Origin of the sequence: Psychromonas sp. L1A2 (genome assembly GCF_009828855.1) — a bacterium.
Classification (GTDB): domain Bacteria; phylum Pseudomonadota; class Gammaproteobacteria; order Enterobacterales; family Psychromonadaceae; genus Psychromonas.
Window position 1 is genome coordinate 993,256 of record NZ_WUAG01000001.1, and the last position, 15,881, is coordinate 1,009,136.

The 15,881-nt window shown below is 35.8% G+C and carries 15 protein-coding genes; 8 read left to right on the top strand and 7 right to left on the bottom strand.

Annotated elements, in window-relative coordinates:
• The first annotated feature begins 268 nt into the window (after positions 1-268).
• The 6 genes from GQR59_RS04370 to GQR59_RS04390 all read left to right on the top strand — a co-directional run bounded on the left by GQR59_RS04370 (position 269) and on the right by GQR59_RS04390 (position 3,816).
• Positions 269-1,180: a hypothetical protein gene (locus tag GQR59_RS04370; protein WP_160060854.1), complete on the top strand. Its 912-nt coding sequence runs from the start codon at positions 269-271 to the stop codon at positions 1,178-1,180.
• 120 nt (positions 1,181-1,300) lie between these two features.
• A complete protein-coding gene (locus GQR59_RS18810; protein ID WP_268892962.1) occupies positions 1,301-1,432 on the top strand; it encodes a hypothetical protein in 132 nt (43 codons plus the stop codon).
• Between the two features lie 176 nt (positions 1,433-1,608).
• On the top strand, positions 1,609-2,220 hold the full coding sequence (locus GQR59_RS04375; RefSeq protein ID WP_160060855.1) for a LysE family translocator: 612 nt from the start codon (positions 1,609-1,611) through the stop codon (positions 2,218-2,220).
• A gap of 305 nt (positions 2,221-2,525) precedes the next feature.
• On the top strand, positions 2,526-2,885 hold the full coding sequence (locus GQR59_RS04380; protein ID WP_160060856.1) for a MerR family transcriptional regulator: 360 nt from the start codon (positions 2,526-2,528) through the stop codon (positions 2,883-2,885).
• A 46-nt stretch (positions 2,886-2,931) separates the two neighbouring features.
• Positions 2,932-3,504 carry an NAD(P)H-dependent oxidoreductase gene (locus GQR59_RS04385; protein ID WP_160060857.1) on the top strand — a complete coding sequence of 191 codons (573 nt, stop codon included), beginning with the start codon at positions 2,932-2,934 and terminating at the stop codon, positions 3,502-3,504.
• Between the two features lie 114 nt (positions 3,505-3,618).
• Positions 3,619-3,816 (top strand): tautomerase family protein, encoded by a 198-nt coding sequence (locus tag GQR59_RS04390; protein WP_160060858.1) that lies wholly within the window; start codon positions 3,619-3,621, stop codon positions 3,814-3,816.
• A gap of 375 nt (positions 3,817-4,191) precedes the next feature.
• Here GQR59_RS04390 and GQR59_RS04395 read toward each other — a convergent pair whose 3' ends face one another.
• From GQR59_RS04395 to GQR59_RS04410, 4 genes are all read right to left on the bottom strand, one after another.
• A complete protein-coding gene (locus tag GQR59_RS04395) occupies positions 4,192-4,383 on the bottom strand; it encodes a YgaP family membrane protein (protein ID WP_160060859.1) in 192 nt (63 codons plus the stop codon).
• A 70-nt stretch (positions 4,384-4,453) separates the two neighbouring features.
• Positions 4,454-4,591 (bottom strand): helix-turn-helix domain-containing protein, encoded by a 138-nt coding sequence (locus GQR59_RS18970; protein WP_442966187.1) that lies wholly within the window; start codon positions 4,589-4,591, stop codon positions 4,454-4,456.
• Positions 4,527-5,054 (bottom strand): Crp/Fnr family transcriptional regulator, encoded by a 528-nt coding sequence (locus GQR59_RS04405; RefSeq protein ID WP_236546649.1) that lies wholly within the window; start codon positions 5,052-5,054, stop codon positions 4,527-4,529. The genes GQR59_RS18970 and GQR59_RS04405 overlap by 65 nt, the downstream gene beginning before the upstream one ends.
• A 215-nt stretch (positions 5,055-5,269) precedes the next feature.
• The gene (locus GQR59_RS04410; RefSeq protein WP_160060861.1) at positions 5,270-5,959 is read right to left on the bottom strand and encodes a DUF2982 domain-containing protein; all 690 of its coding nucleotides are present in this window, start codon (positions 5,957-5,959) and stop codon (positions 5,270-5,272) included.
• Between the two features lie 1,151 nt (positions 5,960-7,110).
• On the opposite strand from GQR59_RS04410, the gene GQR59_RS04415 reads away from it, so the two are divergent.
• Positions 7,111-8,148 (top strand): type II asparaginase, encoded by a 1,038-nt coding sequence (locus tag GQR59_RS04415; RefSeq protein ID WP_160060862.1) that lies wholly within the window; start codon positions 7,111-7,113, stop codon positions 8,146-8,148.
• Between the two features lie 1,358 nt (positions 8,149-9,506).
• Here GQR59_RS04415 and GQR59_RS04420 read toward each other — a convergent pair.
• The 3 genes from GQR59_RS04420 to mrcB form a co-directional block, all read right to left on the bottom strand.
• A complete protein-coding gene (locus tag GQR59_RS04420) occupies positions 9,507-10,889 on the bottom strand; it encodes an NAD-dependent succinate-semialdehyde dehydrogenase (RefSeq protein ID WP_160060863.1) in 1,383 nt (460 codons plus the stop codon).
• A gap of 792 nt (positions 10,890-11,681) precedes the next feature.
• Positions 11,682-12,104 carry a tetratricopeptide repeat protein gene (locus tag GQR59_RS04425; protein ID WP_160060864.1) on the bottom strand — a complete coding sequence of 141 codons (423 nt, stop codon included), beginning with the start codon at positions 12,102-12,104 and terminating at the stop codon, positions 11,682-11,684.
• A 73-nt stretch (positions 12,105-12,177) separates the two neighbouring features.
• Positions 12,178-14,448 carry a penicillin-binding protein 1B gene (gene mrcB, locus GQR59_RS04430; protein WP_236546650.1) on the bottom strand — a complete coding sequence of 757 codons (2,271 nt, stop codon included), beginning with the start codon at positions 14,446-14,448 and terminating at the stop codon, positions 12,178-12,180.
• A gap of 653 nt (positions 14,449-15,101) precedes the next feature.
• Here mrcB and GQR59_RS04435 point away from each other — a divergent pair.
• On the top strand, positions 15,102-15,644 hold the full coding sequence (locus GQR59_RS04435) for a carboxymuconolactone decarboxylase family protein (RefSeq protein WP_160060865.1): 543 nt from the start codon (positions 15,102-15,104) through the stop codon (positions 15,642-15,644).
• Positions 15,645-15,881 lie beyond the last annotated feature (237 nt).

Consider the following 15,881-nt stretch of genomic DNA (forward strand, 5'->3'; position numbering starts at 1 on the left):
AGTGGGTATCCACAACTTTCTTTCTCTCCTACCTTTTAAATTTGTGTGTTTATATACAGTGTGGTCATGTTGCAGTATTTTCACCGTAATTATTGCAATTTGTCGTCTTTTCCCATGATATTAGTTTTATGTTTTGTCTGTAATTACTTGTTATAGCAATAAATTAACGTAAGATTGAGATTGTTTTTTATCATTAGCTTATGTAGTTTTTTCACCTTAAAAGTGACATTTTGTAAGTTAATAAGCTGTTAGCAGTACAAGGGAAGATATGAGTAAATCCGAAGAAAAAGAAGCATCTACATTTGTCAGAGTATTAATTTCAATATTCTGTTTCTTGTTAGCCGCAATGGTATTGTTTAATTATGTTGGGGTTGAGCCAAAAGGTGAGATCAATAACGGTATTATATTTCTATTATTTCTATTACTGGTTCTCGTTTTGGCCGAATCGTTTGATAACTTCTCTCTGGGTAAGCTCGTGTCAATTTCACGGGAGGCAAAAAAGAAAGAGGTTGAAGTACAAAATCTAGAGAAAAAGAACACTGCTCTCCTATCCCAGTTAGTATCTATTACAAGTAATAATACCCAGAATCAAAGTCATACAAATGTTTATGGCGACTTTCATGCTCCAGCTCCAACGGTGACTAAAGCATCAGAAGAAGAAGTAGAGGAGGAGAGCAATAGTTCTGAGCAAGCCCCCTTAAAATCCGAAGATTCTGCTCCAACAAGAATTAGCTACAACTGGAGAGAGGCTGAAAAATTATCATTAGCAAAATATTTAGATAAGAAAAAACTTCATCAGTCTAACGTAATAACAGAGGCGAAATTAACAACGCAGTTTCACGGAGTTGATCCTGTGAGTAATATTCAGCCAATTTATGATGCCTACTATCGTGAAGGTGAAAATGAAGTCTTTGTAGATTTCAGGCCAAATAGAGGAATGCCATTTATGTATCGGGATCGCCTCTATGTGATGCTCAGTAAAATATCTCATTACAAAGCAACCAAAAACGTTGATGCCTATCTTGAGTTGGTTTTAATGAATGTCCCTGAGGAGGAGTCATCTAGAAGTGGTGGTTTCAATAGAATTCTGGAATCATTTGAACCTGCGATTGCTAGCGGACTTCTCCGAGTAAGCGAAATCGATTTCAATGAACAAGAACTGGCGGAAATCCAGAAGTGATACTGCTAACAAGGCACTTAAACGGAACTAAAACAGTGGGTTACGTTTCGCTTCGCTACACATTTTAACCCACTTATTTTAGTCCGCTTAGTGCGGCGTTATACGTTAAGGGAGATTGCAGTGTCTAAAGTTACCTTGCAAGGTCATATTATTGTTCCTGATGCTGATTTAGCTATTGTGAAAAATGAATTACAAAAAAGTACGGGACACCCAAACATTATTAACGCAAGGGCTAAGCTCTTAACTGAATAAATCCCACATAATTTAACCCTCTAATCCCATTTATGACTCAATTTAATCAATTAGTTAATAAAAACAAAATAATCTATTTAATATCAAGTAAATGTAAGCTACTGTCATTTTTATTTAAAATAAACAGGCTGAAAATGAGAAATTCTACAGCCTCGTTATACCTAAAGGTGATATCAATGGAAAATTACATTTTATTTATAGCTATTGCTTCGGCAACTATTGCAAGCCCAGGGCCTGGCGTCGTTTTGACTATAACTAATGCAATCAAAGATGGATTTCTAGGGGCTATTTCTGGAGTATTTGGTGTGGCGATAGCGATGCTCTGTATAGCAGTAATATCTGCTACTAGCCTTGCAGCAATCCTTTCTACCTCTGCTTTAGCTTTTACTATTTTAAAATATATTGGTTCAGCTTACCTTATCTATTTGGGAATCAAAATGTGGAGGTCTTCTTCGAACTTTAATGTAAGTAATAACAACAGCGTTAAAAGTCACAAGAAAAAATTCACAGAAGGCTTTTTAATTACATTATTGAACCCAAAGCCTATTTTCTTTTTTATGGCACTTTTTCCGCAATTTATAAATCCCAATGAAGCCTATATATTCCAGTTTATCTTATTGGCTATAACATTTAGCGTGTTAGTCGTAATCATTCACTTTAGCTATGCATTCTTTGCTAAATCAGCAAGAACTAAGTTATCAACGCCAAAAGGAAGCCGAATATTAAGCAAAGCTAGCGGTACCTTTTACATGCTTTTTGGTGCTGGACTAGCTACTGCGAATAAATAGGTATAACAAACAAGATGTATGGACTCCCTAACCTTATCTACTAAGATTTAAGTGATCTGATTTGTAGCCATTAAAGGAGTCTTATATGAATAACTATGGCATTCTCGCGATCGATTTAGGTAAAACAGTTTTTCAAGTTTGTAAAGCTTAAGGTTGTGGGCACCCAAACATTGATCTTATAAATATCATTTAGTTAACGTTAAAGTCGATACTAAATATGGTTACTTTGCTCCTCCCCTTGAGTTTTTCTGAATCAATGTCAGACTTTAGTGAGCTAATAGTTAAACGAAATAAGGATTATTTTTATGTTCATTGGAGAAGCGTCTAAATTATCAGGAGCCACGCAAAGGGCGATACGATTATATGAATCGATGGGTTTATTGAAAATATCTAGAGAAGGAAAGTATCGAACTTATACTCATAAAAATATTGAGCTTATTAAGATAATTAAAGACGCTCAAAGCTTGGGGCTCATCCTTTCTGAAATAGTCACTATTTTGGGGCAACAAGAAGAATTTGATTGGAACTTAGTACATGATTTTCTTAACCAAAAATATAGCATGATAGAAGATGAAATACAGAAATTAGAAATCCAAAAGAAGAATATCAAAAAAACTCAACGTTCAATAATAACCTGCTTAAAAGAGCTTGACTCTAACCCATAGGTGAAAGTTTACACTGTATTCATTGTTACTTAATACGCTGTAAATTATGAAAAAAATTCTTGTTATTAATGCTAATCCAAAATCCCATAGCATGTGTAAGTCTATAGCTGAACACTATGCAAATGTTGCAGGACTTAAACATGAGCTAAAGCGCATAGAAATATCGGATATGAATTTTGAACTCGACCTATCAGAAGGTTATGAGGAAGTACTTCCTTTAGAGCCTGATTTGTTAAGCTTTCAACAGATGATTCAATGGTGTGATCATGTTGTCATTGTGAGTCCTATATGGTGGGGAAATATACCAGCAAAATTTAAAGGTGCTATCGATAGAACTTTTTTACCGGGCTTTGCATTTAAATATATAGATGGAAAAAAAGGGTTAAAAAAACTGTTAACAGGACGCACTTCGGAATTGATTTTCACTTTAGATACGCCTCCATTTTGGTATAAATATATGCAAGGAAATCTAATATACAAACAACTAAAAAACGCTATTTTAGGATTCACGGGTATTAAAAATATCTCTTCTACGTATTTCGGGCCAGTACTACATTCGAATGAAATTACACGTGAAAAATGGATGATAAAAGTACAAAAATTAGCGAGTAATATTTAGCTATTAGCTAGTTTTTTGGTCGTCAATAAGTTTAGTCTACTTAATATAGACGTTATATTTATATTGTTTTCAATTCAGAATCAGGGTTGTAAAATTAATATTAAGGAGTAAGTTTTGCCATTTATTGCATTTGAATCTGCTCAGTTATCACCAGAGGTTAAAGAGCGATTAATAGAAAGGTTAACGGACGTTTCTGTTGAGTTGACAGGTATTCCCAAAGAATTGTTTTTAGTTTCAATCCGAGAGCAACCTGATGATAACCTTGCTGTCGGTGGTAAATCAATAAAGAAAATAAAGCAAAGTTTGAGTTAAAGTGTTGGATATCAAAAAGAAGTTGTGGGCACCCAAATGTTGAAGTTATAGCGAAACCAATTAGTTAATGGTCAAAGTCTATATCGAATGCGATCATGTTTAATCTCGCGTTGAGCTACTCGTCATCCATATTAAAAACGATTCAGAGTGAATTATGCGTGAGCATCTGTGTTGCAGCGAATTAAACTTATATGTGGGTGAAGGATAAAAACACGATTGTTGGATAATGATAATATGCCGCTCAACGCTCAATATAGCGGCCATTCGAAATCGCAGATCTTGTGTTGATTGTTAAAGTAACAAAACAAGATCTGACCTTTACAATTAATAAGATAGTAAACTAATCGTATTTTTTACATGTCGCTATTTTTATAACTATTGCTCTTCGTCTTTATTGGTTTTAACGCCTATCACTTTATAAGCTGGGCATCTTTTGGCTAGGGCTGTAGCAACAAGAATAAGTCCAATCGCGCCAAGGTAATTCATGGTGATCACTCCCCAAATAATAAGTGCTAAGCCTAGTATTATTCTTATAAGACGATCCATATTTCCAATATTTTTGTTCATAATAATGACTCCTGTTGATTGCTGTTAAGGCCATTATTACGTTTACATTGCGGTGGGTATGTAACCATTGTTACATAGCATTCAATTTTTTTAATATTATCTCACCTCGACGCAGTTCAATTAGCTGTTTATCTTCAAGCTTTTTAAGCAGGCGGCTGATGACTTCTCTCGATGAGGCAAGTTCTTGCGCAATTTGTTGATGGGTGATTTTTAAACAGGGCGCTTGGCTGTGCTGATAACCAATGTATCAGTCTTGTTTCTAATGAATCAAAGGCGAGTTGGTCTACTTTTAAAATAAGATCGCCCATGCGTTCAGTCAACATCTTAAAAATAAAGGATTGCCATAAAGGCTCTGTTGTTAGCCACAGTTTCAATTGTGTTTGAGAAATAACATAGCCTTCTGAATCTGCTTGGGTTATCGCGATGGCAGGGAAGGCTTTTTCATTAAATAAACAAGAGGTGGTTAACACACAACTTTCACCTGCATGAATGCTATAAAGTGTAATATGCCTGCCGTCATCAGCGATACGCATCACTTTGACTTCGCCTTTCGTTAATACCACTAAATTATCGCAATGATCTCCCAAACGGCACACCACGGTATTTTCTTTAATGGAAACCTTTTTTGACGGTATTTTTTTGTCTAAAAAGTCGAGTATTGATGCAGTCAATGCAGCGCCCTCATTGGATAAATTATAGTGAGTAAGAATGACAATATACTTTCCATTCAATCATTTTAACCCTTACTCATTCAGCTTCAATGGTTATTTTTGATGTATTACAGTGCTAATGCCGTGTTAATGGATTAATTTTTTGCAGGAGAAACTCGCACTAATAAAGGCTCTCGATAAAAAATGCCAGTTGTTATTAACTGGCTGGCATTAGCCTAATAAGGCCCATTTACAATGGTGTATTGATGGCATTTTTTTAATAATGTTAAAAAGTGGTTTAAATTTCGATCCAGACTGCTCTCGGGTAAATAGAGGTGATAACCATATGCCTTGGCGAGTTGTTCACTACGATGTAACCATGCTGCGATTGGGCCTTTGTATATAATGTCATTTAACGTATAGGGTTCAAAATTAATTACACTATGATCACCATCAAAATCAACCTCTTTGTTAGCGATCGCTAAAATGAGCAATTCTTGTTGTTCGTGAATTAACTTGTTCGCTAATCTTGGTGATATGTTGCTAGCTATATGCTCTAAATTATTGAGCTTGATGCCGACATAAGGCAATTGTATATGCTCTCCTTGGACATACGCTTTAAGTTCACCAAAACGTATAATATCTTGCCATGGTAGTGTCCATTGGCCATTGCGATGACAATATATAATCATTTTTGGAGTGATAAAAAAGCTGGTTCCCGGCTCTAGACATTTCAGTATCCCTATTAAGATAACCACTAGTGTCGCTGAGATAAGGAAAATTAATTGAATTTTAAAAGTTTGCCAAAGGAATAAGCTTATAAGCCAAAAAATAAATAATGCTATGCATCCAAGCCATATAAATGTGTGTGTATGACGTTTTGAATTGGGGTGAATGGTAATCACTCTATCGGTTGTATTATCCAATTTAACCTTCCTTATGAACCTTCCTTGAAAACGTTGTCGGTTGAACAAATACTTTGCATTATACCAATGGAATTAAATAAGTGATCAGAGATTGCGCAGGAAAAATTAACACTAATCAGGCGTGAGTTGTAGGAGATAGTTGTTCTCACTTCAAAATTCACAACGCAGTTAGGGGGGATTTTAACCAGCAAGAATGATCACCTTATTAATTCTTTTGGTATTAGCCACGATAAATATATTTTGAGAGGAAATACGAACTTTTACAAATTAAATAATAAATATAAAAAGCCATCATAAACTATCATAAACAAAGCGGATAGTTGAGTCATACCTTTTGAACTGTTAAGTGTTGCTTATCAGGAATAAATTTAGGCTATTCTGGAATAAACTTAGGCTATGTTGTGTGCTAATGCTTTGCTGCTCATCCTTTTTCCTCTCGTTTTTATCACCTGAATTTATGCTAATCGCTGTTACTAGGTTGCTTAACGTCATCACGGGGAACCATCAGGGTCTACCATTGTATTTTGTAGGTGACAGCCCTTGTTATTTTATAATCAAATAAGTTGTGGATATAAAAATATCAACTTATAAATATTACTTGGTTAATGGGCTAAGTCGATACTCAATGCGGCTACCATATAGGGTAGTGGAGAACCAAACATTGATCTTATAAATATCATTTAGTTAACGTTAAAGTCGATGCTAAATATGGTTGTTTTACTCCACCCGTTGAGTTAATGATTACCTTTAGTAAGCTAAGGCAAGGGTGCCGTTGCTATAAAGTTCGCCACATGGACGTGGCGTATGAGCAATGCGTTAAGAAGGTAGTTATTTATTCAGTCAGATTACAAAACGAATTAGACGATTTACTTTCGGTTCTTTTTTCTTTGTTTGTGCAAATATACGTGGTGGCTTGTCTTATATTTTGTCTTTTTAATTATTTTTTATCTAGATATTTATACGGCTTTAATATCTTTAATAGGAGCTTTTTTGGTGCAACTTTTATCTAAAACGCACTAAAGGAGTTTTTAATATTTGTTATCATTAAGTATTCAACCCTATTTTACTGATTTCTTAATGTGGCATGTTTAATGCTAAATATTAGATACTTAACACATTTTGTGTAAGTCTTAATATATAGAGGTAACATTATGCGTAAATTAATCATTGCTGTTGCAATATCATCAGTTTTATCTTTCTCTGCTCTCGCAAATACTTTACCTAAAGTTACTATTTTTGGTACAGGTGGAACAATTGCAGGTGAAGCTAAAACTACAACAGATGTTACTGGATATAAATCAGGTGAGATTGCTATTTCAACTTTAATTGAGGCCGTTCCTTCTATTGTAGATGTTGCAAATGTTGATGGTATTCAGATAGTAAACACAGCTAGTGCTAATATAACATCAGAAATATTGTTACAAATGGCTAAAAAAGCGAATGAATTACTGAAAAAAGATATATCTGGCATTATTATTACTCATGGTACGGATACCACAGAAGAAACTGCCTTTTTTATGGATTTAGTTAACCAGACTGATAAACCAATAATTGTTGTAGGGGCTATGAGACCTGCTACTGCAATTAGTGCAGATGGCCCAATGAATTTATTAAATGCGGTTAAACTTGCTGCTAATGAGGATTCTGTAGGTAGAGGGGCTATGATTTTATTAAATGACTATATTGGATCCGCATATTATACAACCAAAACTAACGCGATCTCTTTGGATACATTTAAAGCAAGGGATCAAGGGTATTTAGGTACATTTGCAGATGGGGTTGCTCGTTTCTATTTTGATGCATCAAAAGCAACAGGTAAGCCCAATTTTGATGTCTCAAAGGTTGATGAGTTGCCACGCGTTGACATTATATATGGTTATCAAGATATGAAAGTTGATCAAATAAATGCACTTATTGATGCAGGAGCTGAAGGCATAGTTATTGCCGGTAGCGGTAATGGATCAATACCTACGGCAGTGAAAGATAAAGTTATAGAGTTAAATAAAAATGGTTTTCCAGTCGTGTTATCTACAAGAACTGGTGGTGGATTTGTAACACATAAAGATTACGCGATCGGATCTGGTACTTTAAATCCTCAAAAATCTCGTATTATGTTGATGTTAGCTTTAACAAAAACTAAGCAATTAAGCGACATTGAAAAATTCTATGGAACTAGTAAATTAAATTAAAGGGTCTAAATTTACTAACTGAAAAAACAATAAATAATTGATAATTAATGAATAAAGCAATCGTTTGTTAGTTCTGGCGATTGTTTCTTACATACGTCGAAACTAACGAATATAAAAGACATTTTAATCAAATACCGCTATCAAGCTGATAGATTTATCATCCTTAACAGGGGATATAATTAACCAGTATCTTCATCTGTTTTTTCTAAGACCAAATAAGAATAAAGCTTAGTATTGTTCAATGTTCTTTACGTTAAATTCAAAGTAAAGTATTGGATACCGAAACATTGATCTTAAAAATCTAAATTAGTTAGTTTTTTTTAAAATGATTTGTGAGGTATTTAAAGCTTAAAACACTGACGATAAATATCAAAATACATCAGTCATTACAGACTAATTACAAACTAAAGTTGAATGGTAAGATCTCCTTAATAATATCACTTAACTGATGGATTGCAAAAGCATAACACCTTCCCCTAACCTCGTTTTTATCACCTGAATTTATGCATTAAATCCCCACTAAATTATTTTTAATTTTATGATAAATATCGCTATCTATTGTTAATGCTTAGGCAGATAATCTCGCTGTTACCAGGTTGCTTAATGTCACCTTGGAACGTTCGTCACCGGGTTATTAGTTGTTTATCTTAATAAAGGAAAGCATCGTGAGTAAAGGCCAAGACAGCAAAAAAGACGGTAAGAAAAAACCGCTTTTGACAGCAAAAGAAAAAAGAACAGTAAAAATAGCAAAAAAATCAAAAGTTGGATTTTTAGCTAAATAAATATTAAATGAAAGGTCATCAATTTTCCGATGACCTTTTAAAGTGTCGAGCGTTAATCAACATGATTAACAAATATGAGAGAGCGTGGCATCACATAAAGTTTATTGATCAATGCGCTGTAATACTTTTCAATACTTTTCAATACTTCTCAATATTCTTCAGTACTCTTTAGTACTTATCAATAGGCACATCACCGAATAAAGGTAATCTACATTTCGTTGGTAAGGTCTCTAATAAACGGTTTTATAATACAAGCTTCTTAACAACAACTTCTAACAACAACTTTCTAATAATAACTTAGCCTGTCCATTAATACTTTATTGCATTTAAGCAGAGTGCTTTTTAGATAATGACTGTGCCTGCGCATTTTTATCTTGGCTGTAACTGAAAGTGTAGATTGGATAGATGTTTAAATTAATGGTAATTGAGCATGGGCTAGAAAGGCGGGAGTGTCCTAGAAGATTGATTTACTCAGTACTCAACTTGTTAAAAAGTCAGTACTCAACTTGTTAAAAAGTGCTCAACGCGTGTTGAGCACGAATTTACAATTTAGCGATTACTATTACAATTTAACGATTACTTCGCCTGAGCAACCATCACTGATTTTATATTCATGAATTCTTTTAAACCAAAACCGCCATGTTCACGTCCATAACCACTACTTTTAACTCCTCCAAACGGTAAGTTTGGTTGAGATAAAGCAAAACCATTAATATTAACCATCCCAGTATCAAAGTGTTTCATCGCCAGTTCTGTTGCGCTAGCTTCATCCTTAGAGAAAATGCCGCCACCTAAACCATAGCGTGAATCGTTTGCAATACGCATGGCATCATCATTATCTTTTGCTTTGATAAGTGCTGCGACTGGGCCAAACAACTCATCATCGTAAGCAGGCATATTGGGCGTCACATTTTCTAAAATAGAGGCTGGGTAAAAGTAACCTTTTCTATCAGGCATTTCACAGCCACAAACAACAGTTGCACCTGCTGCAATGGATTCAGTGACCTGTTCGTGTAGTTTTTCTTGTAGGTCTTTTCTTGCCATCGGGCCTAGGTCAGTGTCTTTTGCGTTCGGATCACCCATTTTCAGCTGCATCATCGCTTTTTTAAATCCATCTTTAAATTGATCATAATTTTTTTCGGTGATGATAAAGCGTTTTGCAGCAACACAGGTTTGACCATTATTAACAACACGACCTTTGATACATGTTTCAATCGCTATTGGGATGTCTGCGTCATCTAAAACAATATAAGCATCATTACTGCCCAGTTCCAATACTGTCTTTTTACTGCGTTTAGCCGCATTTTCTGCTACTTTTTTACCTATTGCATCACTGCCTGTAAAAGTAACGCCTTTAATACCTTCATGACTAATTAGTTTGCTGGCAGTTTTGCCATCAATTAATAATGATTGGTAAGCATATTTTGGAAAGCCTGCCTGTTCGAATAATGATTGTATTTTCTTTGCCATACCGAACACATTTGAAGCGTGCTTCATTACCGTCGTATTACCAGCCACTAAATTACTGACGCTGTATCTTATTACTTGATACAGTGGAAAGTTCCAAGGTTGAATACCTAATATTACACCTATTGGCTGATACGTTATTATTGCTTTGCCACCGTCATAATCACGGTTTTCATTTGCTAGTTCTTTTTCTGCAATATCTGCGGTGTAGTTACAAATATTAGCGCAAAGGGCTACTTCTTGTTCGCCTTGGGATTGTACTTTACCCATCTCATCAACCATTAACTGGACTAATTCATCGCTATTTTTTTCAATTACCTTTGCGAGTGCTTTGGCAAGTTTTGCGCGTTCTGAAATTGGGACAAGTTTCCATTCATCGAAACATTGATTTGAATTGACTACTGCATGTTTAGCTTCTTTATGTGTCATCAATGTATATTCTTTTAGCTTTTTCTCAGTAAAAGGATTGATTGTTACTATTGAATTACTCATTAAACTGTTACCTCTTTATTGCATTAGTCATTAGATTGGAGCAAAGATAATGCCATTTCTTGAATTTTCTTTAAGCTTTTGAATTTTATGTTGTTTTTTGTTTTTAAAGTAAAGGGGGATGATAGACGGTTAGGTAATGATGAAAAATTTTCAATATAGAATGTTAAATTTACATATTGAAAAAAGAATAATTGAACATTCAATAATTGTATTGTTACTAGAGGACTCGATATTTTCCCCTTCATTTTTGAGATTATTGAGTGTCTTCAAGCAAAGTAAGGCTGGGAAGCATACGGTAGTATTATGTTATGAGTAGGGCGGGCGTTTAGTTTGCGCTTGTTTTATTACATATTAGTGTAGCGTATGAGTGATGCGTTAGTGTCGTTTTACAAGGCGATTAAGCTTGGCGTACTCTTTTATTCTTTTTGTATGTTGTGGGTGAGAAATTATTATTCAGATAATAAAAGGGGGCGACGACAGAGCGAAAACTCTGAGAATAAATACCAAGATATTTCAATGACTGAAGACCCGTTAAAAACCAATTTAAATCGACAATACCTCTATATCCAAAAGTCAAAAAGTATCCAAAAGTCAAAAAGTATCCAAAAATCAAAAAGCTTGTAAAAAAGAGCAAAACAATGGAAAAGAATTTGGTGTTCCATTACTTCTTTGATTAATGGGGCGCAAAACCCTCAACAAATTCATTACCTGATTAGGGGAACCTATTATTCTATTATTCTATTATTCTATTATTCTATTATTCAGGGGGTAAGGCCTCTAATAAAAGGTTATCTAATACAAGTTTTCTAACAATGATTCAGCTTGACCGGTTAATGCTTTATTCGGATTTAAGCTAAGCGCTTTTTCAGCGAATGATTGTGCTTGCGCATTTTTACCCTCGCGGTAGCTTAACTCTGCTAGGCGTAAATAGATTTCAGGGTTACGTGGAGAGATCCTAATTGCACGTCCTAGCGTCCCTCTCGCACCTCGTAAATTCCCATTACTTTCTTGCTGCTCAGCAAGGTTTAATAATGAGTTTAATGCTGATTTTCCTTTAACTGTATTATCAATACCGCCCGTTGGATTACTGGTTGAACCTGGGGTTGTCGGGTCTGTTACTGGTGCGGTAGCAGGTGTTGTAGTAACTGGTTTCGTACTACAAGCCCATAAAAAACTAGATAAACAAACAACAGTAACAATTTTATAATACTTCATTATTTCGAACTCTTTAGTTGGATAAATTACTTAGATAAATTACTTAGTTAGATAAGTTACTTAGATAAGTTACTTAGTTGGATAAGTTACGGAACCAATCCATGACTTTATCGGTTGTACTACAACGTATTTCTTCTTCTGGCTCAGTGCCACTGACGAAAGGTAATTGTATTGCATTATCACAGCGATCTTCGCTACCTACACCTGATTCACCATCGACCCAACTTAGCGTGACGTTTTTTGGTGGAAAGTTCTGTAAAGGCTGTTGAGCACGTGCCTTGAAAATGTCTGCCCAGACACGCAGTGCACCACTTGAACCCGTCAATCCGGTGCTTTTATTATCGTCACGGCCAAGCCAGACAACCGCTTGCATGTCATCAGAAAAACCTGCAAACCAACTGTCTCGCAAATCATTGGTTGTCCCGGTTTTTCCTGCCACTGCAAAATCAGGTAATAACCATTGTAAAGCTTTAGCGGATCCTTCGTGCGTCACCGCTTGTAACGCGTGGCGTAAGGTATAAATGGAGCTTGAGTTAAAGCGTTTTTGAATATCGATAGGGTAACTAGTTAATACTTCACCGTGTGCATCGACAACGGAGCTGATCGCCAATAACGGGGTGTAAAAGCCACCAGAAGAAATAGTTTGATACATTTGAGCAACGTCAAGTGGGCTTAATTCTGCGGCCCCTAATGTAATAGCCGGGACCGCTGGAATATCACTATCAACGCCAAGTCGTTTTATGGTTGATAATATTTTATCTAAGCCTAGCTCATTGCCTAAACGCGCTGTTGCCTGATTGTATGAGTGCGCTAATGCTTTATATAAAAGTACATCACCATGTTCTTTTAAGTCGTAATTTTTAGGGGACCAACTATCACCGTTATCTAATGTTTGCTCGTAAGCTGAATCGCTTATTGGAGTCGCTAATGTATATTGTTCACTTTGTTCCAACGCGGTTAAATAGACGGCGGGTTTCATTAATGAGCCGATTTGTCGACGAGCATCAATGGCGCGGTTAAATCCTGCATATTGAGTATCGCTACCGCCAACAATAGCGGTAACGGCGCCTGTATTGGGTTGCGTAACTATGACTGCTCCTTGCAGCTTAGCACTGGCATCAGATTTTTTTTGTTTGGCAATCATTTTCACCAAGCTAGACTCAGCTGTTTCTTGAATTAAGGGATTAAAATGGGTGAAAATAGACAAGCCATTCGAACTTAAGTCTTCCGCTTTGTAATCGTTCTGTAATTGCTTACGCACAAGATCTAAATAAGCTGGGTAACGTTTAGTCGTACTGGTGCTACGATCACCAATCCCTAGGGGAGTTTTCTTAGCCAATTCAGCCACATCTACATCAAGACGATTTTCTCTCACTGCAATATCTAACACTAAATTTCTACGTTTTAATGCACGTTTAGGGTTACGCCATGGATTGTAATAACTGGCTCCGCGCACAAGTGCAACTAACAGTGCTTGTTGCGAAACGGATAAATCCATCAGATTTTTTTTGAAATAATACTGACTGGCTAAACCAAAGCCATGAATAGCGCGCGGGCCATCTTGCCCAAGGTATACTTCATTCATGTATCCTTCTAAAATCTGAGCTTTGCTTGCATGTAACTCCAATAATATAGCCATTAGCGCTTCCTGCGCTTTACGAATTAATGTTTGTTCTGGCGTGAGGTAATAATTTTTAATCAATTGTTGTGTCAGGGTTGACGCACCCTGTGAGAATCCACCTTTTTTAATATTTGCTATGACTGCTCGCCCAATGCCACGAAGCGAAATACCATAATGATCATAAAAACCCTTATCTTCAACGGCAACCAATATTTCTTGTAAAGAAACGGGGGCATCGACAAGTTGAATTAATATTCTATCCTCGTTGTGTGAAGGATAAATTCCTCCAATAACAAGTGGTTGTAAACGAACTAAGGCTTTATTATTTTTACTTTCTAATGCTGATACGTAGCCATTAGTTAAGGTGATTTTTATTTTTTGTGCCGGTGCTAGTTCATCACTGAACTGAAATTGAGGGATGAAAATAGTCACTTTATTTTGTTCGACTAATGCCTCGCCGGGGTTATTAACGTTACGTACAAAATGATATCCAAGTAGGGTCATTTCTTCACGTAAATCAGTCAACGTGAGTGGTAATCCTTCATATATTTCTAAAGGCCGAGCGTAAACCGTTGATGCAACTGACCACTGTTTATCTTTAAACGTTGAGTTAACAAGAGAATCTAAGTAAATGAGCGTACCGGCAGCGATCATTATTAATATTAATAATGCAGCCCATCGTTTACTTATGTATGTATGAATAGTCGTGTATTTATGAAGCACAGTAAGGCCTTATGAGGACGAGAAATAAAAAGAAAATAATAATATGGTCATCATCTTCTTATAGAAACAGTAAATTATGGGGGCATAAAAGGGGATAACACTTTTACGCAGAAAACTTGATTAAGCCAGTTCTGACCACCCAATAACCTTGACTAATATTTATCATCAAAGTTCCTTTTAAAAATATGCTTTTCTCTGTTCAGTGCTCGAACATCAGTGGGGCTCATTGCGCTGTTGTAGTTAAATTTAAATTGTATTTAAACTTAACGCATATAAATTAACGTTCTTTTCGGCACATTCATCGTTTGCTTTTACTCTCATAGAAATAGTACAGGGACTGCAATCTTTGTTGGTTCGGTTGCATCTTTTAATGATTATCTACATCGCCTTTCTTCTAGCCAAGTGCAAAGTAAATACTACTTGTTTGCATCAAGGTGGTTTCTTACAGTCTAGTGCTAAGTTTCAATGAAAATTATTACCAGAGAATTGACTGGCAAGTCTGATAATCATCTTACATTTAGTTTTTATCTTATTATTTCAGTGATTCTCAACCTTAATTTGAACGTTTGTTCAAATTAAGGTTGAACGTTCGCTCAAATTGAAATAGTATATGCACCGAGTTACTTAAAACACATTATTTATTGGAGTTAAACATGACAGATTTTACGTTATACACAGCAGAAAATGCACCTGAAGCATCAAAGCCGCTAATGGCTGATTCAGTAGCCGCATTTGGTATGGTACCTAACTTACACGCAGTAATGGCTGAAGCACCAACATTACTAAAGGGCTACCAAGTACTGCATGACCTTTTCCAAAAAACATCGTTTAACGCTGAAGAGTTAACTGTTGTATGGCAGTCAATTAACGTTGAGCATGAATGTCACTACTGTGTACCGGCACATAGTGCAATTGCAGCTTCAATGAAAGTGGACCAAGGTGTTGTTGATGCCCTTGTGAATAAAACACCATTGGCAAACCCTAAGTTAGAAGTATTACGTGAAACGACACTTTTAATGACGCGTGAACGTGGTGTTATTAGCGATGAGCAAATTGAGACGTTTTTTGCTGCAGGTTACGGCAAGCAACAGCTACTTGAAATTATTGTTGGTTTATCTCAAAAAGTAATGAGCAACTACACAAATCACCTTGCAGATACGCCAGTTGATGCACCATTTAAAAAATTCATGAAATAAGTTGCGATTTTAAAGAATGATTTAAAAAGGTAGCTTCGGCTGCCTTTTGTCTTTTATAAAAGTGTTGTATCCATTAATGCTATACCCGTTACTGTTTAAGTTGCTTTGTTCAGTGGTTTGCTTGGACTCCAAATCAAGGCGCAACATGATGGTAATGACTAGTGCTTATCGAAGGTTGTAACGCAGAGTTGGTTTTCAGCTAATGACACAGAGCGCAAGCTGTGAAGCAAGCACCTT